The sequence below is a fragment of the Rhizobium brockwellii genome, assembly GCF_000769405.2.
In the GTDB taxonomy this organism is placed as follows: Bacteria; Pseudomonadota; Alphaproteobacteria; order Rhizobiales; family Rhizobiaceae; genus Rhizobium; species Rhizobium brockwellii.
Map to the genome: position 1 here is coordinate 619,566 of NZ_CP053439.1, position 22,970 is coordinate 642,535.

A 22,970-nucleotide genomic window follows, 5' to 3' on the forward strand; every position below is an offset into this window, starting at 1 on the left:
GCGCTCCTATTTCAGACGGCCGGTCTGGCCGCGGTCGCGAAGATAATGGTCGGCGACGGCGCAGGCGACCATCGCCTCGCCGATCGGCACGGCGCGGATGCCGACGCAGGGGTCGTGCCGGCCCTTGGTGCGGATATCGACATTCTTGCCCTCCGCATCGATCGACTGGCGTTCGGTCAGGATCGAGGAGGTCGGTTTGACGGCGAAACGCGCCACCACCGGCTGCCCGGTGGAGATGCCGCCGAGAATACCGCCGGCATTGTTGGAAAGGAAGATCGGCGTGCCATCATTGCCCATGCGCATCTCGTCGGCATTGTCTTCGCCTGACGTTTCGGCGGCAGCAAAACCATTGCCGATCTCGACGCCCTTGACGGCGTTGATCGACATCAGCAGCGAGGCGATATCCTGGTCGAGCTTGGCATAGATCGGCGCGCCGAGGCCGGCCGGCACACCTTCGGCGATCACTTCGATGACGGCGCCGATCGACGAGCCATTCTTGCGGATGCCGTCGAGATATTCCTCCCAGACCGGCACGATTGCGGCATCGGGGGAGAAGAACGGGTTCTGATCGACCTGGTCCCAATCCCAGTTGCGGCGGTCGATCTTGTGCTTGCCGATCTGCACCAGCGCCCCGCGCACCGTGGCGCCAGGCACGACGAGGCGGGCGATGCCGCCGGCGGCAACCCGCGCAGCGGTTTCGCGCGCCGAGGAGCGGCCACCGCCGCGATAGTCGCGAATGCCGTATTTGAGGTCGTAGGTATAATCGGCATGGCCGGGGCGATATTGCCGGGCGATCTCGCCGTAATCCTTGGAGCGCTGGTCGGTGTTTTCGATCAGCATGGAGATCGGCGTGCCGGTGGTCGTCATCGTCTCGCCGTCGGCGTCGAGCATGACGCCGGATAATACCTTCACCAGATCGTCCTCGCGCCGCTGCGTCACGAAGCGAGATTGGCCGGGCTTGCGCTTGTCGAGCCAGACCTGCAGGTCCTCGAGTTTGAAGCTAAGCCCCGGAGGGCAGCCGTCGACGACGCAGCCAAGCGCCGGACCATGGCTTTCGCCCCAGGTGGTTACGCGGAAGAGGTGACCGAATGTATTGTGCGACATGTGTTCCGACCGGTGGCGCGCCGAAGCCGATCGCTGCCGGTCGCGCCATTGCTTGAAAAGGCGGGACACTCATAGGCCAAAAAACCGCCGCGGCAAAAGCCTTTCTTTGCGTCAAACCGGCAGCCCAGGAAATGCTGTTTCCGTCTTTGCCGGCGATCGACGGCGCATCCTGCCGTCACTCTCTCTGCGCAGGCGGGGAGAGGTCAGGACGAGGCCGATCCGGCAGGCGGCGATCATGATGCCAGCCGCCACCCTGTTCCGGTGGCTTCGTTGGTGAAATCGTCGAAGGAGAGCGGCCGCGAGAAGGCATAACCCTGCAGGATATCGCAGCCGAGATCGCGCAGCAGCGCGGCATGTGCCGCCGTCTCCACCCCTTCGGCCACGGTCTCGACGCCGAGCGAGCGGGCGATCTCGATGATCGAGCTGACCAGTGCGCGCTCCTGCGAGGCATTGACAATCGGCTGTACCAGCTGGCGGTCGATCTTCAGGCGCTTGGGCTTCAGCTTCAGCAAGCTGACGATCGAGGTATGGCCGGTGCCGAAATCGTCGATCTCGATATCGATGCCGAGCGCCTTGATGCGCTCGAGATTCTGCGAGACGACGTCCTCGCTCTCGTCGAGGAAGATCGATTCCACCAGTTCGAAGGAGATCTCGCCGGGACGGATATGCAGGTCGGCGAGCGATTCCAACAGGCTGCCGTCATGCAACCGCCGCGCCGAGACATTGACCGAGACCTTGGGCACCACAATGCCGCGCGCCGTCCAGCGCATCTTGTCGTGCAGCGCCGTTTCCAGCACGATCCGGTCGAGCATCTGCACGACATTGATCTCGTCGGCGATGCGCAGGAACTTGTCAGGCGCGAGCAACCCCTTGGACGGGTGCTTCCAGCGCACCAGCGCCTCGACGCCGGTCAGCTCCATCGTCCGGGCGCAGAATTGCGGCTGATACCAAGCGGTGAATTCGCCATTGTCGATGCCGGCGAGGATCTCGTCGGCCGTGCGCTTGGTGTTGATGATATCGGCCTGGAGATTGTGATTGAAGAATTCGAAGCGGTTGCGGCCCATGCTCTTGGCGCGATAGAGCGCGATATCGGCATTGATCAGCACCTTGCGCGCATCGACATGGATGCCGTTGGCAAGCGCAATGCCGATCGACACGCCGCAGCGGCAGGAAAAACCCTGGAAATCGATCGGCTGGCGCATCTCCTCGATGATCCGCGTCGAAAGCTGCGCCATCTCCTTGTCGCCGACGTCGAGGGCGAGGATGACGAATTCGTCGCCGCCGATGCGCGCGACGATGTCGCTGCCGCGGACATTCTTGGCGAGCACCTTCGAGGCGTGCACCAGCATCGCATCGCCGGCGGCATGGCCGAGCGTGTCGTTGATGTCCTTGAAGCGGTCGAGGTCGATGTGCAGGATCGAGAATTTCTGCCGCTGCTGGCGGCCGTCATGGGTCAGACTTTCGAGCGCGATGTCGAGCTTGCGGCGGTTGGCGAGTGCGGTCAGCGGGTCGTGCAGCGAATTGTGCTCGATCCTGTTCTTGACAAGCTCGAGCTCGATATTCTTGGCGACCGCCTCGTCCTTGGCGGCCTTCAGCCGGATCGTCATCAGCACGTCTTCGGTGGCATCGAAGGCGATGCCCATGACTTTCATCTCGCCCGTCCCCGTCTGGTGGACCTTGCCGACCGAGCGCACATAACGCACCGAGCCGTCGTCGACGATCACCCGGCAGACGAGGGTGTGCGTATCGCCGTTGTGCTTGAAGTGACGCGCGCTTTCGAGTGCCAGGCTCCTGTCCTCGGGATGGATGCGGCTAAGCCAGATCTCCTCGGTCATGAAGCCGTTGCGCGGCGCAAGCCCATAGAGCTCGTGCATCCGCTCGTTCCAGATCGAGCCGCCGAGGCCGGGCCGCGCCTCCCATATGCCGCACTGATAGGAATTGAGCGCCAGGTCGAGCCGGCTGGAAAGCTCGGCGAGCTCGCCCTCGCGGCTCGAGAGTTCTTCAAGCGCCAGCTCCAGCTCGGCATTCTTGACCTCGCTCGTATCCTTGGCCTTGCGCAGCGTGTCGGTGATCTCCGCATCGGCGGTCACGTCCCAGACGATGCCGATCGTCTTGCTGACGCCGCCGGCATCCGTATAGAAGGCGCCGACCGAGCGCAGATGGCGGATGCCGCCGTCGCCAAGCAGGATGCGGTACTGAGCCGTGCAGGCAGCGCCGGCAATGCTGCAGCTGAAGAAATGCACTTCGGCGGTTTCACGATCCTCGGGCAGGATCGCCGCCAGCCATTCGTCGAGCGCCCGGCTTCCTTCTTTCGCCGCTTTGCCGTGCAGAGCCGCGGCACGGGCATCCCAGAGCAGACTGCTCGAATGATCCTCCAGCTCCCAGATGCCGATATTGGAGGATTCCAGCGCCAGGTTGAGCCGCTGCGACAGTTCCAGCAATTTTGCCTCGCGGGTCTCCAGCGCGGTGATGTTGCGATTGCGCTCGCCGAGCAGCAGGGTCGCGAAGAAGATCGGCACGATGATGATGAAGCCGGCGGCAAGGATGATCAGACGCAGCTCGGTGCGATTTTCCGGTATCGCGTTCCAGCCGCTGTTAGGGACCGCGGAAAGCTCCCACTTGCCGCCGGCAAAGCCGATCTTCTGGCGCATCGGATTCTTGTCATCGATATCGGACGAACCGAAGAACGGCGGCGGCAGAGCAGCATTGGTCGCGGCCGTCGCGCCGATATCGCGGATGGCGATCGAAAGATGGCCGAGATGCGGATAGCGCTCCCGGTTTTCGCGGTCGCGCGCCGGCATCAGCCCGGTCGCCTGGTAAAACATTGTCTGGTCGATCGCGACCTCGACTGCCCCCCAGAGCCGCCGCTCGCCGTTCTCCCTGACGAAAACCGGAAAGAAGATGGCAAAGGCGTCGCGGCCATCAATGCTGATCGGGCCGTAGAAGCGCGCCGACTGGTCGCCGGCCGCGCTGGTCATCGCCTGGCGGAAGAAGAGGGTTTCGCGCACGTCGCGGCCGATCCGCTCATTGCCGGATTGCGATGGGTGGATGTCACGGATGATGAAATCAGGGGCGACGGCGATATGAATGAAAGACGGGTTCTGGATCAGCAGCCAATTGATCTGGCGCTCCATCTCCTCTCCGTTGGCCGTGCTGACGGAGATCAGGTTCGTCAGGTCGCGGACGACGCTGAGGTCCATATTGATCTCGGCCATGACCCGGGCGCGGATCAGGTTGGTCTCGTTTTCGGTGCGGATATGAAGTTCGCGCACATGAGACGCAGTATTGGCCCGGTCGAGGCCGAAGCCGACCATGATGACGACGAGGGCGACAAGCGACGAAACCAGAAACGAAACGCGAGTATTCTTCAACACGCGCCGCAACTGCTTGCTGTCGCTGAGCCTGGATAGCAAAATGAAACTCCCCTGTTGGCGAGCAACTGTAGGACGCGCGGGTTAATTTACGATTGCCCGCCGGCGATGCCGAAAAATCGTGTGAAGGGAAAAACCGCGGGTTAACGCGGCATCTTGATTATATTTAAAATCCTATTCATCAATTGGGCGGGAAAAGCCATTCTTACGGGCAATTTTCGCCATATTCAGGAGCTTATCTGTGGCCAGTCATTTTTCCGTGCAGCTTGTCGTGCAGCGTTTCAAAAGGATTGTCGCCATGCGTTTCGTCGTCGCCACGCTTTTGGCAACAGCAAGTTTCCTGTCACCGATGAGCGGTTTTGCCGAGAGCGCCGATATTGAGGCGACGATCAAGAAGGTCGACACCGCCAACCTCGTGCTGACGCTCGATGATGGCAAGACCTATCAGGCGCCCGAGGAATTCAATTTCGACGGCCTCGAAGCCGGCGTGAAGGTGATCGTCTTCTATACCGAGGTCGACGGCAAACGCGTCATCAACGATCTCGACATCGTCAAATAGGCAGCGGATAGATGCCCCTCACCCTAACCCTCTCCCCGTAAAAACGGGGAGAGGGGACGTGCCATGCGAGATATCGGCGGGGAACGGAGAGGTCGCGGCATGGTCCCTTCGCCCCGCGAGCGGGGGTCCGAAGGACGGGTCGAGACCCGTGGCTCGACCCAGGCAAAAGTGGCGGCAGCCGGATGAGGGGCAGGTCTCGGCAATCTCATTGGCCGACAACTCGCTCGTGTCCCAACTCAACCGAGCGCCCTGCAATCCTTACAGCCAGGCGATCGTCCGCTCCGTGGTTTCGATCCTGATGATCCGGTCCTGCGGGATCGCGCCTTCCGCAGCCGTGCTTTTCGGCAGGTCGGCGATCGTCTGGAAAAGCGTGCGGATGACGCCGCCATGGGTGACGCAAACCGTCGGACGATCGACGGAGTTCAGCCAAGAGCCGGTGCGCCAGGAGAGGATTTCATAGCTTTCCGCATCATCGCCGGGCGGGATGAAATCCCATTTAGAGGCATTGCGTTCCGCCACCCGCTCGCGCTGCGTCGCCTTCAGCTCCTTGAGCGTCGAGCCCTCCCAGTCGCCGAAGGAAATTTCCACCAGCCTCGGATCGGTGCGATAGGCGAGCGGCAGCAAGCCCATGGCAGTGCGCATGATTTCCATTGTCGCGCGCGTGCGCTGGAGCGGGCTTGCGACGAAATCGAATTGGTCGACCGTGTCGCCGAGGATCCCGGCAAGCGCGATGCCGTTCTGCCGGGCCTGCTCCAGGCCCGTGGCATTCATCGGGATATCTTTCTGACCCTGCAGGCGGCGCTCGGCATTCCAGGCGGTCTGGCCGTGTCTGATCACGTAGATAAGCACGGTCTCAGCTCCGCTCGAAATGCTCTAGTGGAATGAATTTGACATTTGAGTCCCGCTTGCAGCGCGCTCTCAACTCAAATGTCAAATTCGAAAATTCCACTAGAATCATATAGTTGCTAGTGGTCCTCAAGATTCCGACATTTGCTCTCGAGGGTGCTGCAATCGATGCAAATGTCGGAATCGGACCACTAGTCCTTGATGACGGAAATGTCGGGCGCGTCGACCGCCTTCATGCCGATGACATGATAGCCGCTGTCGGCATGGTGCACTTCGCCGGTGACGGAGCGCGACAGGTCCGACAGGAGATAGAGGCCGACATCGCCAACTTCCTCGATGGTGACGGTACGGCGCAGCGGCGCGTTATATTCGTTCCACTTCAGAATATAGCGGAAATCGCCGATGCCTGAGGCGGCAAGCGTCTTGATCGGTCCGGCCGAGACGGCATTGACGCGGATGTTCTGTGGCCCGAGGTCGACGGCGAGATACTTGACGCTGGCTTCGAGCGCGGCCTTGGCGACACCCATGACGTTATAGTTCGGCATCACCTTTTCGGCGCCGTAGTAGGTCAGCGTCAGCATGGCGCCGCCATCCGTCATCAGCTTCTCGGCGCGGCGTGCGACCGAGGTGAAGGAATAGACGGAGATCTGCATCGTCTTGGTGAAATTGTCGGCCGAGGTGTCGACGTAGCGGCCGGTCAACTCGTCCTTGTCGGAAAAGCCGATCGCATGCACGAGGAAATCGATCTTACCCCAGAGCTTTTCGACGTTTGCGAAAACTTCATCGATGGTGGCCTCGTCGGCGACGTCACAGTGGCCGACGAGCGTCGCGCCGATTTCGGCGGCGAGCGGCTCGACGCGCTTCTTCAGCGCATCGCCCTGGTAAGTGAACGCGACTTCTCCGCCCTGCGCATGAATGGCCTTGGCAATACCCCACGCAATCGAACGATTGTTGGCGACACCCATGATGACGCCGCGTTTGCCTGCCATGAGGCCGGATGCTTGAGCCATATTTCGCTCCCTAGGATTCTGATCGATCCTGCCTATGGCATAGGCCGTTAATCGGTTCAAGCTTGGCCGGGATCATCAACTGTTAGGGATCGTAATAAAGGGTGCGAATGTCATAAAAATTTCATAGGAACAGGCCTTCGCGCATGCTCCGCATGAGATCGGTGACTTTGTCGTCGGGTTTTTCCCACAAGATAATGCGCAATTCGACGACCAGATCGCCTCTGCCGCCCTCTTCGCGGGGCAATCCCTGGCCAGGAATCCTAATCGTCTTGTCCGAGCCGGACCATGCCGGGATCGTCACGTTAAGCGGCCCGCTCGGTCCTTCGATGCGCGCCTCGGTGCCGAGCACGGCATTTTCGATGCTGAGCGGCAGCACGGCGTGCAGATCGAAACCGTCGACGGTGAAGCGCGGATCGGGCGCAATGCGAATGTTGATGACGGCGTCGCCGCGCTGCATGCCCGGCAGTTTGAAGCCCTGTCCCTTGAGCCTGATCTCGTGGCCGTCGGTCGTGCCTGCCGGCAAGGCGAAGCCGATTTCGCGGCCCTCCGGCAGTGCCGCGGTGATCCAGCCGCTCTTCAACACGTCGTCGATCGTCACCGTCGCCGTCGTCACCTCATCCGGTGCTTTCTCAAGGCCGGTATCCTTGGCGCCGGTGAAACGGCGCACCAGGTTTGTCAGGATGGTGAGCGGCAGCGACAGGTTGGCGGCGGCATTTGGCCCGGCTTCCCCCGTTTCCTCGTCGCCCTTGACCTCGGCCTCGGCGGCATCGCCATCCATGCGCCTGCCGGTGTCGCCCTGGGCGTTTTGGGTCTGCTGATTTTGGGCCTGCTGGTATTGCGCCTGCTGGGCGCGAGCCTGCGCCTGGCCGCCGGCCGCAGCCCGGGCCTGGGCGCCGAAAATGCGATCCACCATCTCGTCGGCGGCCTCACCGGAACCTGCCTGTTGCCTGTTGCCCTCGGCAGCCGCCTTCTGGGCGGCGCGCGCCAATTCTTCCATCACGCGCTCAGCATTGGCCTGCGCCGCCTTGGCGCGCACGGCCGCCTCGCGAGCGGCCTGGCGCTGCTGCATGATCGTCTGTTCGTGTTTCTTGGCTTCGGCCATCCGCAGGGCATTGTCGAACAGGCTGCGTTTGCGCGGGTCTTTCAGCGTTTCATAGGCGCGGCCGATCTCGGCGAACCGGGCCGTCGCCGTCGGATCGTCCTGATTGTGGTCGGGATGGGCTGATTTGGCCATGTTGCGCCAAGCCGCCTTGATCTCGTCTACTGCCGCGTCGCGCTTGACGCCCAGAATTTTATAAGGATCGCGCATGTTAAAACCGCCGGTGTTGCGATGCGGCAAGCCTCGTCCTTGCCCGGCATCCCCGTCCAATAAAACGTCTGTGCCGCCACCCGCCACAAAGGCAGGAACAGCCACTCTCAACGCCGATCCTGCGGGCCGAGTTGCTAATCACTTGTTATTTCTGGGCAGAGATGTGGTGTGTTTCGCGGTAAATGGTTAGCTCTTTGCTAAGCATTCGGCAGAAAGCGGTCGCGCGTTAACCTGTTGGCGACGGCGCTGCGCGTCTTTTCGAACGCGCAAAGGGACGTTGTAATAGTTTGGGAGGGTCAGCTCTCGGGCTGGAAGCTCAGAAGCTGCCAGTTGCCGCCGCCGACGAGGCAGGTCTTGCCGTAGAATTTGGCGATGCCGACATAGGAATGCCGCGTCGTGCGGAACTGGCGGCAGACCTGGCCGGACTCGTTGTTCTCGACGATGGTATCGATGACGCCGGCACTGCCGGTCGATGCGTTCGCCCAGGGAAGCGGCTGGCCCTCGAGCCTTTGCACGTCGGCCGAGGTCACGGCGTTGCGCACGGTCATCTCGTCGGAAAGCGTGTCGGTGCTCGGCGGCGTCTGCGGCACGGTGCCGGTGGCCACCGACCGGTCGACCTTGGCGTCACTCAAGAAATCCATACCGCCGCCAACGCAGCCGGAAAGCGACAACATCGCGGTGCCGATGACGAAGAACGCGCGGCTGCGTCGCCGCAGGCCCTTTGTATGGCGAGATGACTTTGTTATGACTTCCACCCTGCATCCTGTCCAGTTATCAAAAGCTGGGCGAGTTTTGAATAATCCGGGGCATTTGAACCAATATGTCGGCAAACGAGTTAACAAGCGGTGACTTTACCGAAAGTGGCGAACCCTTCAAGCTCTTTGCCGAATGGCTGAAAGAAGCCGAGGCTTCCGAGCCCAACGACCCCAATGCGGTGGCGCTGGCAACGGTCGATGAGGATGGTCTTCCCAATGTCCGCATGGTTCTCCTGAAGGGATTCGACGATGACGGTTTCGTCTTTTACACCAATTTCGAGAGCCAGAAAGGCCGCGAAATTCTTGGCCAGAAAAAGGCTGCCATGTGTTTTCACTGGAAAAGCCTGCGCCGCCAGGTGAGGCTGCGCGGCTCCGTCGAGATCGTCACCGATGCTGAAGCGGACGACTATTTCAAGACGCGGGCGCGCGGCAGCCGCATCGGTGCCTGGGCTTCTAAACAATCGCGTCCGCTCGAAAGCCGTTTCGCGCTGGAAAAGGCCGTGGCCGAATATACCGCGCGTTATGCCATCGGCGAGATTCCGCGCCCCGCCCACTGGTCGGGCTTCCGCATCCGGCCGACCTCGATCGAATTCTGGAAGGACCAGAAATTCCGTCTGCATGACCGTGTCGAATTCCGCCGGCCATCACCGGAAGGTGAATGGGACAAGGTGCGGATGTATCCGTGACGGGCTCTACCGGCCCATCAGCTTCAGCGGTATGCCGGAGGCGAGAGCCGAGACGTAGCGTCGCTTCTGGTAGAAGCCGTTGAGCGAGATGCGCGGGAGATAGCCGGTCAGCTTCGCTGCCGGCAACCCGGGCTGCGTGGTGACCGCAAGGGTAAAGCCGAGATTGCGAGCGATGCGCGCCTCGCGGGCGGTCGCAGCCGCCGGCGTGCCGTAAGGATAGGCGATCGTCTCGGGACGGATACCGGTCACCGCTTCGAGGTAATCCGCCGAAGCCTGCATTTCAATTCGCGCTTCGGCTTCCGGCAGCCGGGCGAGCGCCCGATGGCTGATCGTATGGGCGCCGAGCGTTGCGAGCGGATGTGCCGCCAGCCATTGCAATTCGCCGGGTCCCATCACGAGGTCGCGCACAATATCCGTCGGCTCGATGCCGTTATCCCGCGCCAGCAGATCGATGGCGGCGACGGCGCGCGCCTCGTCGGAGCCATGGATATAGGCGGCAAAGCGCTCGAAGGCATGCCATTGCTGTTGCGGGCTGTCGAGCACCACGCGCTCCATGCCGCGGCCGAGATCGAAGCGGATTTCCGGCACCTGGCGCAAGAGGATCGCCAGCGTCTCCCACCAGATGCTGTGGGAGCCCTCGGCAAAACCCTTGGCGACGAATACCGTGAACGGTGCCTGATGCCGCTCGAACACCGGCAGCGCATGTTCCAGATTGTTGTTGTATCCGTCGTCGAGCGTGAAGGCCGCGAATGGCGGTCCACCCTCCGGCTCCGCCAGCAGCGCCGGCACCTGATCGAGCGGCACGAAGCGGTAGCCCTCCCGCCGCAGCCGCCGCAGCGCCACGTCGAGAAACCGCGGGGTGATTTCGAGATGTGCATTCGGCTCGAAGGCTTCGGCCACGTGTGGGCGGACATGATGCAGCGTGAAGACGACGCCGCGCCCGCGTGCTTCGCGCATTAGCCCGGCCGAGGCAAGCAGCCAGGAAAACTCGAGCCCGGCGCCGATCGCCAGTCGCTTGCCCAATCGCTTGAATTGTCCCGTCATGCGGTGCCCCGTCCCCTGCCTTTTCCGGAAACTAGCAAGTGCGACTTAAGCCTTGCTGAATCCCGGTTCAGCACAGGTCTTTGATTTCCTGTTAACCAAAACGATGAAAAGACTAGAAAAATGATAGGCGTTGCCTCAAAGTCGCGCCAAACTTACGGCTTCTGTCACAATACGGGACAAACGCCGATCCTATCGCGGGCCAATGCATGAAGGGCCTGCGCATGAGGGGCCAGCATATGAGGGGAAGTGCATGAGAAAGCTTTGGGCGGCTGTTTTGACCGTAACGCTTGCCGTTTCGGCGCCTCTTGCGGCTCTTGCCGGCAACGCTTCGCTGATCCTCGATGCCCGGACCGGCAAGGTTCTCGCCGCTGAAAACGCCGATACGCTGAACCATCCGGCCTCGCTGACGAAGATGATGACGCTCTACCTCACCTTCGAGGCGTTGAAACGCGGCAAGATCGCCTGGGATACCCCGATCAAGATGTCGAAATACGCCGCCTCCCGGCCGCCGACCAAGCTTGGCGTCAAGGCGGGCGGCACGATCACCGTGCGCGAGGCGGTCTATGGCATGATCGTCAAATCCGCCAATGATGCCGCCTCCGCCATGGGCGAAAAGCTCGCCGGCTCGGAAAGCGGCTTTGCCCGGGTGATGACGGCCAAGGCCCGCCAGCTCGGCATGAGCCGCACCGTCTTCGTCAACGCCTCCGGCCTGCCGGACGGCCGTCAGGTGACGACGGCGCGGGACATGTCGACGCTCGCCATCGCGCTGATGAAGAATTATCCGAACGAATACCGGCTGTTTTCGACGGCCAGTTTCAATTTCCGCGGCTGGACGGTGCGCGGTCACAACAATCTCATGTACCGCTACCAGGGCATGGACGGCATCAAGACGGGATATACCAACGCCTCCGGCTTCAACCTCGTCAGCGCCGTCAGGGACGGCAACCGCCGCGTGGTCGGCGTCGTGCTTGGCGGTCGCACCGCCCGCAGCCGCGACGACAAGATGGCTGGTTTACTCGACCGATATCTCGGCCGTGCTTCATCTTCCGGCGGCGCAAAGCTGGTGGCGAGCGTCGGCGCCAAGGAGCCCGTCGAAATCGCGTCCGCCGCTGAGGCTTCCGATGTCCCGGTGCCATTCAACGCACCGCGCCAGGTCGACGATCTCGCAGCCAAGAGCCTGGCCTATGCCGATGACGCCGTCGTGCCGCTGGAGCGTCCGGTCGCGATGGACGAGATCCTGAACGCCGGCAAGACGCCGAAGACATCAGCAGAGAAGACCAATGGCGATTGGCAGATCCAGATCTCGGCCGCTCCCAGCGCCGATGCGGCGCGTGCGCTTCTTGCCCAGGCAAAGTCTGAAGCCGGCGCACCGCTCGTGTCCGCTTCGCCCTATACCGAGGCGGTCGGGCAGGGGGCCAACAAGATCTATCGCGCCCGCTTCGTCGGCTTCGCCAGCAAGGATGCCGCCGTCTCGGCCTGCGATGCGCTGAAGCAGCGCTCCTATGACTGCATGTTGCTGCCGGATCGCGGCTGATCGCCGCCCGGCACTCTGGGCAATCCCGTTCTGGACAATTGTTGGGAATCAGCGTCTCCTCCATAAACAAAAGGAGAACGTCCATGCTACGCCGTCTCGCCGATCAGTTCGAAACCTCATCCGCGGCCTATGCCGCGGCCAATGGCATCGAGCGTGACCCCGACTGGTTTTTGCTGAAGCTGCAGGAGGAGGTGGGTGAGCTCACCCAGGCCTGGAACCGCCTGACCGGCCGCGGGCGCCGCAGGAACCGGACGCCGGAAGAACTCGACCGCGATCTCGCCGACGAAACAGCCGACCTGCTCGGCCACATCCTGCTCTTTGCCCGCCGCAACGATATCGACCTTGCCGCGGCCATCGAACGGAAGTGGCGGTTCCAGCCGGCGCTGACGTCGAAGAGCTGATGCAATACCGCCCAATGGTTTAGGCAGGGCTATCCGTCTTCGGAAAATCCGGCTGCGCTTCCGGCCTTGCTGATCGGAAGGCGTCGAGCGTCACACACCGCTGCTCGACCGCAAGCAGCAGCGGGTAGGCTAAGAGATCATGGCCGAGACGGCGGGCATTGCTCATCTGCGGGATGAGATGCAGATCGGCTAAGCCCGGACGCTCGCCGAAACAGAAGGGCGACGGGCTTCGACGCTGCGCAAGCGTCTCTTCGAGCGCTGCAAAGCCGAGCCCCAGCCAATGCTGCAGCCAGCGCTTCACCTCCGCCTCGCCGCCGCCGAGCTCGTCGCGCAGGAACTGCCGGACACGCTGGACGGTCAAAGCGTGCATCTCCGACGCGATATGGGCGGCAAAACCTCTCGCCTCTGCGCGCAACGCGGGGTCATCGGGCAGAAGGCTCGGATCGGGATAGGTTTCTTCGATATAAGCGAGGATGGCTGACGATTGCGGCACGATATGGCCGCCGATATCGAGCGCTGGCAGTAGCCCTTGCGGATTGAGCCGGCGATACTCGCCGGGCTCCAGCGAGCTCGCAGGCACATAGCGGTAGGCAATACCCTTGAGGTTGAGCGCGATCCGCACCCGTTCCCCCGCCGAATTCTGCCATCGCGAAATCAGCCGCATCATGACCTTCCCGAAATCGAGTCACCCGACCTTATAGCGGTAGAATTTGCTGTCCACCGCCATCAGCGGAAAGGCGCGGGGCAGGGCGCTCTTGGCAATCTCGGCAAAGCCGTTCTTCTCGTAGAAGCGATGGGCGGCGACGAACTTGTCGGTTGTGCCGAGGAAGATATCGGTCAGGCCGGCATCCCTGGCATGGGCAAACAGGCGATCGAGGAGCCGCGCCGCCACGCCATGCTCATGGCCGCGAACCGCAGCAGCGACGAACATCTTGCGCAGCGCCGCCTGGTTGTTGCCTATATCCTTGAGCCCGACCGTGCCGACGATAGCGCCATCCTTGACGGCGACCCAGAACTGCCCCTTGCCGGACTGATAAAAATCCGGGATGACCCGGAGATCCGGCTGCGCATCCACGGTGATGTCGATGCCGAATTCCTCGCGCTGGATCGGCAGGATCACCGAAAGCACGGCATCGGCGTCATCGGCGGTGAAGGTTCTGATTTCGACGTCCGCCATGACGGGTCCTTTCGCCTCAGGTCTGCGTGCCGCCGACCGTTACCTGATCCATGCGCAGATGCGGCTGGCCGACGCCGACCGGAACCCATTGGCCGGCCTTGCCGCAATTGCCGATGCCGGTATCGAGCTTCATGTCGTTGCCGATCATCGACACCCGCTTCATCGCATCCGGACCGTTGCCGATCAGCATCGCGCCCTTGATCGGCGCGCCGACCTTGCCGTTCTCGATCAGATAGGCCTCGGTGCAGCCGAAGACGAACTTGCCGGAGGTGATATCAACCTGGCCGCCGCCGAAGGAGACGGCATAGATGCCCTTCTTCACCGAGGCGATGATCTCCTCGGGCGTCTTGTCGCCGCCGAGCATATAGGTGTTGGTCATGCGCGGCATCGGCACATGGGAATAGCCCTGGCGGCGGCCATTGCCGGTCGGCGCCATGCCCATCAGCCGGGCATTCTGTCGATCCTGCATATAGCCGACGAGCTTGCCGTTTTCGATCAGCACGTTGTAGGCAGACGGCGTGCCCTCGTCATCGATGGTGATCGAGCCGCGGCGATTGTCGATCGTGCCGTCATCGACGACGGTGACGCCGGGAGCGGCGACCATCTGGCCGAGAAGGCCTGAAAAGGCCGAGGTCTTCTTGCGGTTGAAATCGCCTTCCAGCCCGTGGCCGACGGCCTCGTGCAGCATCACGCCCGGCCAGCCGGAGCCGAGAACGACGTCCATCGTGCCCGCCGGCGCATCAATCGCCTCGAGATTGACGAGCGCCTGGCGCAGCGCCTCGTCGGCGCCGTATTGCCAGCTGCCTTCGGCGATGAAATCGCCGAAGCCGATGCGCCCGCCGTGGCCGTAGGAGCCGCTCTCCTGCCGATCACCTTCGCCGACCATCACCGAAATGTTGATGCGCGTCATCGGCCTGATGTCGCGCACACGGTGTCCGTCGGCGCGCAGGATATCGACGACCTGCCAGCTTGCGGCGACCGAGGCCGTCACCTGGCGCACCTTGTCATCCTTGCCTCTCAGATAGGCGTCGATGTCCTGCAGGACCTTGACCTTCTCCTCGAAGTTCGGCTGGCCGATCGGGTTCTCGTCGCTGTAGAATTTCTTGTTGGTGCCCTGGGGTGCGGCCGCATAGGAGCCGGAATAGCCGCGCGTCACCGCGCCGACGGCATCGGCCGCCCGCTTCAGCGCCGCGACCGAGAGGTCGCCGGCATGGGCATAGCCGACCGCTTCGCCGGCAACGGCACGCAAGCCGAAACCCTGTTCGGTGTTGAAGCTGCCGCCCTTCAGCCTGCCATTGTCGAAGGTCAGCGCTTCCGCCTGCGCATGCTCGATGAACAGTTCGCCATCATCGGAGCCGGACAGGGCCTCGGCCACGTGCTTGCGCATCGTCGCTTCATCGGCATCGAAAAGCGTCAGGAGATCGGTGGTCATGGTATGGCTCCAATGGGCATGCGTTCAGGAGTAAACTTACTCCCTAGATAGGACTCCACATAATAAGGAGTGAAGCCCCGCCGTCGAATTATTCTTTTTTTTAAGGGATGTGAGCGTTCCCATCGCTTTGCGCTGTGTGGCGACGCGGCTTTTTTACATATTCAGCTTGGAAGCCGATTTGTTCGAGATGGCGAGCAAACAATTGCCCCTCACCCTAACCTTACCGGGGTCGAGCCACCCGTCTCGACCCGTCCTCCGGACCCCCGTAAAAACGGGGCGAGGGGACGTGCCTTGCGCGAGGTGAGTGGAGAACGGAGAGGTTGCGTTATGCCCCTTCGCCCCGTTTACGGGGAGAAGGTGACGGCAGGCGGATGAGGGGCGGACCCACGGAAGCTGCCAATTGACCTCACGGCAGGGCGTCGAAACCTTCCGCAAAGCCCTTGAGGTCGACGGGGATGCCGATGCCTTCTTCCGGGGTCTGGAAGACGATGAAGGTTGCCTGGGCGCCGCTGCGGAAGGTCTTGAGCAGCTCGTCCTCGAGCACGACTTCGGCGTAGCAGCCATCGGCAAAGCAGCGGACGAAATAGGCACGGCCGATATCCTTGCCGTCGACATTGAGCCCGAGGCCGTTCGGCAGCAGCACGCCGAGTGGCGCCAGCACGCGCAGAATCTTCGACTTACGGTCGGCCGTCTTCAGCACGACGACGGAAAGCCCGACCTCCGGCCGATCCTCGGCGATGACATTTTGCATCAGCGCGCATTGTTCGGTCGAAGCCCCTGCCGGCTTGTCGCAGACGACGGACCATGCGCCATGATTGGACTTTACCGTGCCGGGCGCCGGCGGCTGCGTCTGGCCGGGTGTCACCTGTTCGACATTCGGTTTGGCGGCGCTCGGCTGTTGCGGCGCCGGAGCAGGGGTCGGCGCCGGCGCGGAAGCCGGCGGCTTGGCCTGCGACGGCGTGGGCTGCTGTGCGAAAACGGGCGTCGTCGCTGCGGCCGCGATGCTGGCAGTCAGGAGAAGCGACTGCGCGAGGGAACGGAAACCCATGGAAACCTCTGGATATCGAATCATTGCGGCTATTGTTGAAGCTGCCCACCAAAAATGAAAAGCCCCACCCCGTGAAAACCGGGGGACTGCGGCGGAAATTGGACCTTTCCGAAATAATGTGTCGCGCGCGGATTGGCCGGAAAGCCGATTTTTCATATGCTGATGAAAAACTTGGGATGTTTTGCCGTTCTGACCTGCCTATGCTTTGAGCAAAAATGCCGCATAGACAATTGCTCTGACCTGTTGCGGCAAATGCCAAACTGTGGTTTGAAGCGCTGAAGATGGCAAGGATTCTGCGTTCTATTTTGCAGGTCAAGCGCTCGAGGGAGATAATAAGGTGATGAAGAAGGCTTATGCAGCCCTGACCACGCTGGTCTGTCTGCTTTTTGCTTCCGGCACATATGCCGACCAGCCCATGCCGTGGCAGGCAACGCTGCAGCCGGCGGCAACGCCGATCATGCGGGAAATCCACTGGTTCGAACAATATACCCTGTGGTTTATCGTTCCGATCACGCTGTTTGTTCTGGCCCTGCTCATCGTCGTCTGTTTCAAGTTCCGCGCCAGCGCGAACCCGGTTCCCTCGAAGACGAGCCACAACACGCTGATCGAGATTGCCTGGACCGTGGGGCCGGTCCTGGTGCTTCTTCTTCTCGCCATTCCTTCGTTCAACCTTTTGACGGCGCAGCTGACGCTGCCGGAAAACCCCGACGTCACGATCAAGGCGACCGCCACCCAGTGGCAGTGGAACTACGAATATGAAGGTTCGGGCGAAAACCCGCTGGCTTTCGATTCCTACCTGCTGAAGGATACGGACCGCGCGGCCGCCGGCAAGGAAGACAAGTCGATCTATCCCAGACTTCTCGCTGTCGACAACGAACTGGTCCTGCCGGTCAACAAGACGGTCCGCGTTCTCGTGACCTCTGCGCCGACCGACGTCATCCACGCCTTCGCCATGCCTTCCTTCGGCGTCAAGATCGATGCCGTGCCGGGCCGCCTGAACGAGACCTGGTTCCGGGCCGAACGCGAAGGCCTGTTCTACGGCCAGTGTTCCGAGCTCTGCGGCAAGGACCATGCGTTCATGCCGATCGCCATCCGCGTCGTCTCCGAGGACAAGTACAAGCAGTGGCTGAGCGCAGCCGCCAGCGACCTGCCCGGCGCCTACAAGACACTCATGGCCGCAACCGATGGTCCCGCAAAGACCCTCGACGTCGCCGAAGCACAGTAATAAGGGGATCGGGACAATGGCTGGACCTTCCGCTCACGACGATCATTCTCATGATCACGCCCATCATGACCACGCGCATGATGATCACGACCACCACGATCACGGGCACAAGCCGAGCTTTGCCAATCGCTGGCTGTTCTCGACCAACCACAAGGACATCGGCACGCTCTACCTGATCTTCGCGATCATCGCCGGCATCATCGGCGGCGCGCTGTCGGTCGCCATGCGCATGGAGTTGCAGGAGCCTGGCATCCAGATCTTCCACGGCCTGGCCTCGATGGTCTACGGCTATGAGGGCGATGCCGCGATCGACGGCGCCAAGCAGATGTTCAACATGTTCACGACAGCGCACGCGCTGATCATGATCTTCTTCATGGTCATGCCGGCGATGATCGGTGGCTTTGCCAACTGGATGGTGCCGATCATGATCGGCGCGCCCGACATGGCTTTCCCGCGTCTGAACAACATCTCCTTCTGGCTGATCGTTCCCGCCTTCGCGCTGCTGCTGCTGTCGATGTTCGTCGAAGGCCCGGCAGGCGCTTATGGCACGGGCGGCGGCTGGACGATGTATCCGCCGCTGGCCACGACCGGCACGCCGGGACCGGCGGTCGATCTTGCGATCTTCGCCCTCCACATTGCCGGCGCCTCGTCGATCCTCGGTGCGATCAACTTCATCACCACGATCCTCAACATGCGCGCTCCCGGCATGACGCTGCACAAGATGCCGCTGTTTGCCTGGTCCGTGCTGATCACCGCCTTCCTGCTGCTGCTGTCGCTGCCGGTTCTGGCAGGCGGCATCACCATGCTGCTCACCGACCGCAACTTCGGTACCTCCTTCTTCTCTCCGGAAGGCGGCGGCGACCCGATCCTTTACCAGCACCTGTTCTGGTTCTTCGGTCACCCAGAGGTCTACATCCTCATCCTGCCGGGCTTCGGCATGGTCAGCCACATCATCTCGACCTTCTCGAAGAAGCCGATCTTCGGCTACCTCGGCATGGCCTACGCCATGGTCGCGATCGGCGCCGTCGGCTTCGTCGTCTGGGCCCACCACATGTACACGGTCGGCCTGTCGCTCGACGCACAGCGCTACTTCGTCTTCGCGACGATGGTCATCGCCGTTCCGACGGGCGTGAAGATCTTCTCCTGGATCGCGACGATGTGGGGCGGCTCGATCTCGTTCCGCACGCCGATGCTCTGGGCGATCGGCTTCATCTTCCTGTTCACGGTCGGCGGCGTCACCGGCGTCCAGCTTGCCAATGCCGGTCTCGACCGCTCGCTGCATGACACCTATTACGTCGTGGCCCACTTCCACTACGTTCTGTCGCTCGGCGCCGTCTTCGCGATCTTCGCCGGCTGGTACTACTGGTTCCCGAAGATGACCGGCTACATGTACAACGAGCTGGTCGGCAAGCTGCATTTCTGGATCATGTTCATCGGCGTCAACCTGGTGTTCTTCCCGCAGCACTTCCTCGGTCTCGCCGGCATGCCGCGCCGCTACATCGATTATCCGGATGCCTTTGCCGGCTGGAACTATGTTTCCTCGATCGGCTCCTACATCTCGGCCTTCGGTGTGCTGATCTTCCTCTACGGCGTCTTCGAAGCCTTCGCCAAGAAGCGCGTCGCCGGCGACAATCCGTGGGGTGAGGGTGCAACGACGCTCGAATGGCAGCTGCCTTCGCCGCCGCCCTATCACCAGTGGGAACAGCTTCCGCGCATCAAGTAATTTGCGCGGACATCAGGACGCCGCTTTCGATACGGCGTCCTGATGGTAAGACATTCAGGACGGAATGATGACGGTCATCGACAATCACGGGGTGCTTGCAAAGGACGGCGAATTGTCGGAAGCGAGTGCGCGCGATTATTTCGAATTGCTGAAGCCACGGGTGATGTCGCTCGTGGTCTTCACTGCTTTTGCCGGTCTCGTGCTGGCGCCGGGCCACATCCATCCGGTCCTCGGCCTGATCGCCATTCTCTGTATCGCCGTCGGCGCCGGCGCCTCCGGCGCGCTGAACATGTGGTATGACGCCGATATCGACGCGATCATGAGCCGCACCGCCAACCGTCCGATCCCGGCCGGCCGCATCGCGCCTTCCGAGGCGCTCGCCTTCGGCCTGGTGCTGTCAGGCTTTTCGCTGGTGATTCTCGGCCTGGCGGTCAACTGGCTCTCGGCCGGCATCCTCGCCTTCACCATCTTCTTCTATGCCGTCGTCTACACCATGTGGCTGAAGCGCTCGACGCCGCAGAACATCGTCATCGGCGGTGCTGCCGGCGCCTTCCCGCCGATGATCGGCTGGGCTTGCGTGACCAACAGCGTGACGATCGAGAGCACCGTTCTCTTCCTCATCATCTTCCTGTGGACACCGGCGCATTTCTGGGCGCTTGCCCTCTTCAAGATGCGCGACTACGAGGCCGTCGGCGTGCCGATGCTGCCGAACGTCGCCGGCGAGCGGGTGACCAAGCATCAGATCGTCGCCTATGCGGTGCTGACCGCCGTCTGTGCGGTGTTGCCGTCTTTCCTCGGTTTCGCCAGCCTCGGTTATGGCCTCGTCGCCGCCGCCCTCGGCGCGATTTTCATATACTGTTCCATCGCCGTCTGGCGCATGCCCGACGGCGATGTGAAGATGATCCCGGCGAAGAAGCTCTTCGGCTTCTCGATCTTCTATCTCTTCGCCGTGTTCTCCGCCTTGATGATCGATCGGCTGGCCTCACTGCTGGTCTCGCATGCGGGAGGTTGGTTCTAATGGAATTGATCAAGCTCACGGAAGCGCAACGCAAGTCGCGCCGCAACCGCAACGTTGCCCTCGGGCTGGTGCTTGCCGGCCTCGTCGTTCTGTTTTACGCGATCACCATCGTGAAGATCGGCGGGGGAATGGCCGGATGAGCGAAAACGCCGGTACACCGAAGAGGCAGGGCCGCAACAACGGCGCCGTCGTGATGATGTGCCTGAGCTTCGTCTTCGGCATGGGCGCGATGAGCTATGCCGCCGTGCCGCTTTATCGCATCTTCTGCCAGGTGACCGGCTATAACGGCACGACGCAGCGCGTCGACCAGGTGTCGAGCGTCGTGCTCGACCGCACGATGCGCGTCACCTTCGACGCCAATGTCGCGCCCGGCCTGCAATGGGAATTCAAGCCGGTCCAGCGCGAGGTCAATCCGAAGATCGGCGAGACGATCCAGGTGAATTTCACCGCCGAGAATCGTTCGAACGAAACCCAGCGCGGCCAGGCGGTTTTCAACGTCACGCCGGGCGAAGCGGGCGTCTATTTCAACAAGGTGCAGTGTTTCTGCTTTACGGAAACGGACCTGAAGCCGGGCGAGAAGCTCGACATGCCTGTTGTGTTCTACATCGATCCTGAAATCGTCAAGGCCGTGGAATCCAGGGATATCCACACGGTCACGCTGTCATATACGTTCTACCCGAAAGAGGGTCCGAAGCCGGTGGCTTCGAATGAGGGTGGAGCGGAGAAGATTGAAAAGAAACTTTGATCAAGGCTCGTTTCCGGCTATGCCGGGAGCGGAGTGAAGGAAGACATCCGGGGATAACGACATGGCCGATGCTCACCAGAAGAATCACGACTATCACATCATCGATCCGAGCCCGTGGCCGATTCTCGCCTCGCTCGGCGCCTTCATCATGGCGATCGGCGGCGTCTGCTACATGCGTTATCTCAACGGCGGTTCGTTCAAGGTCGCCGGCGCGGAGCTCGCCAATCCCTGGCTCTTCTACATCGGCTTCGCGCTGGTGCTCTACGTCATGTACGGCTGGTGGGCCGATACGGTGAAGGAAGCCCACGAGGGCGCCCACACCCGCGTCGTCTCGCTGCACCTGCGCTACGGCATGATCATGTTCATCGCTTCGGAAGTGATGTTCTTCGTCGCCTGGTTCTGGGCCTATTTCGACGCCAGCCTCTATCCGAACGAAGCGATCCAGGCCTCGCGGCTGCTCTATACAGGCGGCACCTGGCCACCGAAGGGCATCGAGGTTCTCGATCCCTGGCATCTGCCGATCTACAACACCGTCATCCTGCTCCTGTCGGGCACGACGGTCACCTGGGCCCACCATGCACTGCTGCACAACGACCGCAAGGGCCTGATCCAGGGCCTGACGCTGACGGTGGTGCTCGGCGTGTTGTTCTCCACTGTCCAGGCCTATGAATATGCCCACGCGCCCTTCGCCTTCAAGAATTCAATCTACGGCGCGACCTTCTTCATGGCGACCGGCTTCCACGGTTTCCACGTCCTCGTCGGCACGATCTTCCTGGGTGTCTGCCTGATCCGTGCGCTGCGCGGCGACTTCACGCCGAAGCAGCATTTCGGCTTCGAGGCGGCAGCCTGGTACTGGCACTTCGTCGACGTCGTCTGGCTGTTCCTGTTCTTCTGCATCTACGTCTGGGGCGGCTGGGGCGCACCCGTCGCAGCCGGCTGATCGGAACCATAGTCAAGCAAAAGGCGGGCCTGGTGCCCGCCTTTTTTTGTTCACAAATCTCGCTCTCTACTCGGCGTCATCCTCGGCCTTGTGCCGAGGATCTGCTACATATCAACCGGGCGCAGATGCCCGGGACAAGCCCGAGCATGACGAAAGAGGAGTTGGCCGACTTCGTCCGCAGTCTCAGGCTGGCCCGTGCCCGCATTTTTCGCCTCAGCGCGCCCCGGCGATCCGTTCGAAAGCCGAAGGCTGGGGAATGCCGAGATCCAGCTGATGGCGGATCGCCTCGGCGCATTCGAGCGGCGTCAGCACTGATGTATCGACCTCCAGATCGTAGATGCCGGGCCGATGCACCGCGTCCTGCCAGCGTTGCACCGGTTCTGGAACGGGCACGTCCTCCGTGGCGCTGAGATAAAGCGTCTCGCGCCCTTCCTGGGCAATGTCGCGCCGCTCCATGATCGTCTCGATCGGACAGCGCACGCCGACGAACAGCACGGGAAAGTCTTCCAGGCGCCGGGCGCAATCGCCGAGGATGCCGAGCGGCTGCGAATAGCTGTCATGGTGGCCGAGATCGGCGATGACATTGAGCCCCAGGCTGGCATGAATGGCGATCGATTCGTAGAGTGCCGCATAAAGGAACGGCACCAGTTCCTCCAGGTCCGGCCGTTCGCCGCCCGGCCGCAGTCCGATGCCCGGAAGGTAGCGCTTCGGTGTCATGGCATTGTAGCCGTCGACGCCGAGGTTGATCCACAGCCCCTCGAAGTGTTCCTGCACTGCGCGCGCGATGCTTGATTTGCCGCTCCGCGGCGCGCCGTTCAGGATTATGATCTGCACGGAATGGTTATCTCTAGTCATCAGTCTTCTTCTTCTGTTTGGCGCGAATCATTAGAGCGCCGCGCGACTTTTCAGACGCGGCAAGGACGCTGTAACACTTTGAATTGCTGATAGTTCCTCACATCGGTCCCGATGTGAGGAACTATCAGCGGGACGAAATCACGCAGGCATTTCCATTCGGGATGCGAATACTTTATGGGAGAGTTAAG

General features: G+C 61.8%; 22 protein-coding genes. 10 read left to right on the forward strand and 12 right to left on the reverse strand.

Annotated features, from left to right (window positions below; all coding sequences use genetic code 11):
• Positions 1-6 precede the first annotated feature (6 nt).
• Together aroC and RLCC275e_RS03040 are read right to left on the reverse strand one after the other, a co-directional pair.
• Complete coding sequence (gene aroC / locus RLCC275e_RS03035; protein ID WP_033181415.1) at positions 7-1,104, reverse strand: chorismate synthase; 1,098 nt, start codon at positions 1,102-1,104, stop codon at positions 7-9.
• Between the two features lie 233 nt (positions 1,105-1,337).
• A complete protein-coding gene (locus RLCC275e_RS03040) occupies positions 1,338-4,517 on the reverse strand; it encodes a bifunctional diguanylate cyclase/phosphodiesterase (protein ID WP_033181414.1) in 3,180 nt (1,059 codons plus the stop codon).
• Between the two features lie 256 nt (positions 4,518-4,773).
• On the opposite strand from RLCC275e_RS03040, the gene RLCC275e_RS03045 reads away from it, so the two are divergent.
• The gene (locus tag RLCC275e_RS03045) at positions 4,774-5,034 is read left to right on the forward strand and encodes a DUF1344 domain-containing protein (RefSeq protein ID WP_033181783.1); all 261 of its coding nucleotides are present in this window, start codon (positions 4,774-4,776) and stop codon (positions 5,032-5,034) included.
• A 258-nt stretch (positions 5,035-5,292) separates the two neighbouring features.
• Here RLCC275e_RS03045 and RLCC275e_RS03050 read toward each other — a convergent pair whose 3' ends face one another.
• The 4 genes from RLCC275e_RS03050 to RLCC275e_RS03065 all read right to left on the reverse strand — a co-directional run bounded on the left by RLCC275e_RS03050 (position 5,293) and on the right by RLCC275e_RS03065 (position 8,954).
• Positions 5,293-5,883 (reverse strand): histidine phosphatase family protein, encoded by a 591-nt coding sequence (locus RLCC275e_RS03050; RefSeq protein WP_033181413.1) that lies wholly within the window; start codon positions 5,881-5,883, stop codon positions 5,293-5,295.
• Between the two features lie 188 nt (positions 5,884-6,071).
• The gene (gene fabI / locus RLCC275e_RS03055) at positions 6,072-6,890 is read right to left on the reverse strand and encodes an enoyl-ACP reductase FabI (RefSeq protein WP_003557050.1); all 819 of its coding nucleotides are present in this window, start codon (positions 6,888-6,890) and stop codon (positions 6,072-6,074) included.
• Between the two features lie 121 nt (positions 6,891-7,011).
• On the reverse strand, positions 7,012-8,229 hold the full coding sequence (locus RLCC275e_RS03060; RefSeq protein WP_171816926.1) for a J domain-containing protein: 1,218 nt from the start codon (positions 8,227-8,229) through the stop codon (positions 7,012-7,014).
• Positions 8,230-8,495: 266 nt separating this feature from the next.
• A complete protein-coding gene (locus tag RLCC275e_RS03065; protein WP_003557054.1) occupies positions 8,496-8,954 on the reverse strand; it encodes an RT0821/Lpp0805 family surface protein in 459 nt (152 codons plus the stop codon).
• 65 nt (positions 8,955-9,019) lie between these two features.
• Here RLCC275e_RS03065 and pdxH point away from each other — a divergent pair, with 65 nt between their 5' ends.
• Positions 9,020-9,640 carry a pyridoxamine 5'-phosphate oxidase gene (pdxH, locus tag RLCC275e_RS03070; RefSeq protein WP_033181412.1) on the forward strand — a complete coding sequence of 207 codons (621 nt, stop codon included), beginning with the start codon at positions 9,020-9,022 and terminating at the stop codon, positions 9,638-9,640.
• A 6-nt stretch (positions 9,641-9,646) separates the two neighbouring features.
• Here the strand turns inward: pdxH and RLCC275e_RS03075 are convergent, their stop codons facing one another.
• Positions 9,647-10,684, reverse strand: coding sequence for a polysaccharide deacetylase family protein (locus RLCC275e_RS03075; protein ID WP_033181411.1), 1,038 nt, complete (start codon positions 10,682-10,684; stop codon positions 9,647-9,649).
• A 250-nt stretch (positions 10,685-10,934) separates the two neighbouring features.
• Here RLCC275e_RS03075 and RLCC275e_RS03080 point away from each other — a divergent pair, with 250 nt between their 5' ends.
• Both RLCC275e_RS03080 and RLCC275e_RS03085 read left to right on the forward strand, forming a co-directional pair.
• Positions 10,935-12,218, forward strand: coding sequence for a D-alanyl-D-alanine carboxypeptidase family protein (locus RLCC275e_RS03080; RefSeq protein WP_033181410.1), 1,284 nt, complete (start codon positions 10,935-10,937; stop codon positions 12,216-12,218).
• Between the two features lie 83 nt (positions 12,219-12,301).
• Complete coding sequence (locus RLCC275e_RS03085) at positions 12,302-12,619, forward strand: nucleoside triphosphate pyrophosphohydrolase family protein (RefSeq protein WP_033181409.1); 318 nt, start codon at positions 12,302-12,304, stop codon at positions 12,617-12,619.
• Between the two features lie 19 nt (positions 12,620-12,638).
• Here RLCC275e_RS03085 and maiA read toward each other — a convergent pair whose 3' ends face one another.
• The 4 genes from maiA to RLCC275e_RS03105 all read right to left on the reverse strand — a co-directional run bounded on the left by maiA (position 12,639) and on the right by RLCC275e_RS03105 (position 16,300).
• Positions 12,639-13,283: a maleylacetoacetate isomerase gene (maiA, locus tag RLCC275e_RS03090; RefSeq protein ID WP_050516818.1), complete on the reverse strand. Its 645-nt coding sequence runs from the start codon at positions 13,281-13,283 to the stop codon at positions 12,639-12,641.
• Between the two features lie 21 nt (positions 13,284-13,304).
• Complete coding sequence (locus RLCC275e_RS03095; protein ID WP_033181407.1) at positions 13,305-13,796, reverse strand: GNAT family N-acetyltransferase; 492 nt, start codon at positions 13,794-13,796, stop codon at positions 13,305-13,307.
• A gap of 16 nt (positions 13,797-13,812) precedes the next feature.
• Entirely contained in the window at positions 13,813-15,228 is a 1,416-nt protein-coding gene (tldD, locus tag RLCC275e_RS03100) for a metalloprotease TldD (protein WP_033181406.1), read from the reverse strand.
• Positions 15,229-15,634: 406 nt separating this feature from the next.
• Entirely contained in the window at positions 15,635-16,300 is a 666-nt protein-coding gene (locus RLCC275e_RS03105; protein WP_171816925.1) for an invasion associated locus B family protein, read from the reverse strand.
• A gap of 316 nt (positions 16,301-16,616) precedes the next feature.
• Here RLCC275e_RS03105 and coxB point away from each other — a divergent pair, with 316 nt between their 5' ends.
• The 6 genes from coxB (at position 16,617) to RLCC275e_RS03135 (ending at position 21,927) form a co-directional block, all read left to right on the forward strand.
• Positions 16,617-17,501 carry a cytochrome c oxidase subunit II gene (coxB, locus tag RLCC275e_RS03110; protein WP_033181405.1) on the forward strand — a complete coding sequence of 295 codons (885 nt, stop codon included), beginning with the start codon at positions 16,617-16,619 and terminating at the stop codon, positions 17,499-17,501.
• 16 nt (positions 17,502-17,517) lie between these two features.
• Positions 17,518-19,224 carry a cytochrome c oxidase subunit I gene (ctaD, locus tag RLCC275e_RS03115; protein WP_033181404.1) on the forward strand — a complete coding sequence of 569 codons (1,707 nt, stop codon included), beginning with the start codon at positions 17,518-17,520 and terminating at the stop codon, positions 19,222-19,224.
• A 67-nt stretch (positions 19,225-19,291) separates the two neighbouring features.
• A complete protein-coding gene (locus RLCC275e_RS03120; protein WP_033181781.1) occupies positions 19,292-20,242 on the forward strand; it encodes a heme o synthase in 951 nt (316 codons plus the stop codon).
• The gene (locus RLCC275e_RS03125; RefSeq protein WP_033181403.1) at positions 20,242-20,382 is read left to right on the forward strand and encodes a cytochrome c oxidase system small membrane protein; all 141 of its coding nucleotides are present in this window, start codon (positions 20,242-20,244) and stop codon (positions 20,380-20,382) included. The genes RLCC275e_RS03120 and RLCC275e_RS03125 overlap by 1 nt, the downstream gene beginning before the upstream one ends.
• Positions 20,379-20,987 (forward strand): cytochrome c oxidase assembly protein, encoded by a 609-nt coding sequence (locus RLCC275e_RS03130; RefSeq protein ID WP_003557078.1) that lies wholly within the window; start codon positions 20,379-20,381, stop codon positions 20,985-20,987. Before RLCC275e_RS03125 ends, RLCC275e_RS03130 begins: the two co-directional genes overlap by 4 nt.
• A gap of 61 nt (positions 20,988-21,048) precedes the next feature.
• Positions 21,049-21,927 (forward strand): cytochrome c oxidase subunit 3, encoded by an 879-nt coding sequence (locus RLCC275e_RS03135; protein ID WP_017993168.1) that lies wholly within the window; start codon positions 21,049-21,051, stop codon positions 21,925-21,927.
• Between the two features lie 213 nt (positions 21,928-22,140).
• On the opposite strand, the gene RLCC275e_RS03140 is transcribed toward RLCC275e_RS03135, so the two are convergent.
• The gene (locus tag RLCC275e_RS03140; protein WP_033181402.1) at positions 22,141-22,782 is read right to left on the reverse strand and encodes a chloramphenicol phosphotransferase CPT family protein; all 642 of its coding nucleotides are present in this window, start codon (positions 22,780-22,782) and stop codon (positions 22,141-22,143) included.
• Positions 22,783-22,970: the final 188 nt, after the last annotated feature.

Coding starts and splice junctions, on each gene's coding strand:
- RLCC275e_RS03120 (WP_033181781.1), top strand. CDS start 19,292: ATGACGGTCATCGACAATCACGGGGTGCTTGCAAAGGACGGCGAATTG.
- RLCC275e_RS03080 (WP_033181410.1), top strand. CDS start 10,935: ATGAGAAAGCTTTGGGCGGCTGTTTTGACCGTAACGCTTGCCGTTTCG.
- pdxH (WP_033181412.1), top strand. CDS start 9,020: ATGTCGGCAAACGAGTTAACAAGCGGTGACTTTACCGAAAGTGGCGAA.
- fabI (WP_003557050.1), bottom strand. CDS start 6,890: ATGGCTCAAGCATCCGGCCTCATGGCAGGCAAACGCGGCGTCATCATG.
- RLCC275e_RS03130 (WP_003557078.1), top strand. CDS start 20,379: ATGAGCGAAAACGCCGGTACACCGAAGAGGCAGGGCCGCAACAACGGC.
- tldD (WP_033181406.1), bottom strand. CDS start 15,228: ATGACCACCGATCTCCTGACGCTTTTCGATGCCGATGAAGCGACGATG.
- coxB (WP_033181405.1), top strand. CDS start 16,617: ATGAAGAAGGCTTATGCAGCCCTGACCACGCTGGTCTGTCTGCTTTTT.
- RLCC275e_RS03125 (WP_033181403.1), top strand. CDS start 20,242: ATGGAATTGATCAAGCTCACGGAAGCGCAACGCAAGTCGCGCCGCAAC.
- ctaD (WP_033181404.1), top strand. CDS start 17,518: ATGGCTGGACCTTCCGCTCACGACGATCATTCTCATGATCACGCCCAT.
- RLCC275e_RS03105 (WP_171816925.1), bottom strand. CDS start 16,300: ATGATTCGATATCCAGAGGTTTCCATGGGTTTCCGTTCCCTCGCGCAG.
- RLCC275e_RS03045 (WP_033181783.1), top strand. CDS start 4,774: ATGCGTTTCGTCGTCGCCACGCTTTTGGCAACAGCAAGTTTCCTGTCA.
- maiA (WP_050516818.1), bottom strand. CDS start 13,283: ATGCGGCTGATTTCGCGATGGCAGAATTCGGCGGGGGAACGGGTGCGG.
- RLCC275e_RS03085 (WP_033181409.1), top strand. CDS start 12,302: ATGCTACGCCGTCTCGCCGATCAGTTCGAAACCTCATCCGCGGCCTAT.
- RLCC275e_RS03135 (WP_017993168.1), top strand. CDS start 21,049: ATGGCCGATGCTCACCAGAAGAATCACGACTATCACATCATCGATCCG.
- RLCC275e_RS03140 (WP_033181402.1), bottom strand. CDS start 22,782: ATGACTAGAGATAACCATTCCGTGCAGATCATAATCCTGAACGGCGCG.
- aroC (WP_033181415.1), bottom strand. CDS start 1,104: ATGTCGCACAATACATTCGGTCACCTCTTCCGCGTAACCACCTGGGGC.
- RLCC275e_RS03095 (WP_033181407.1), bottom strand. CDS start 13,796: ATGGCGGACGTCGAAATCAGAACCTTCACCGCCGATGACGCCGATGCC.
- RLCC275e_RS03075 (WP_033181411.1), bottom strand. CDS start 10,684: ATGACGGGACAATTCAAGCGATTGGGCAAGCGACTGGCGATCGGCGCC.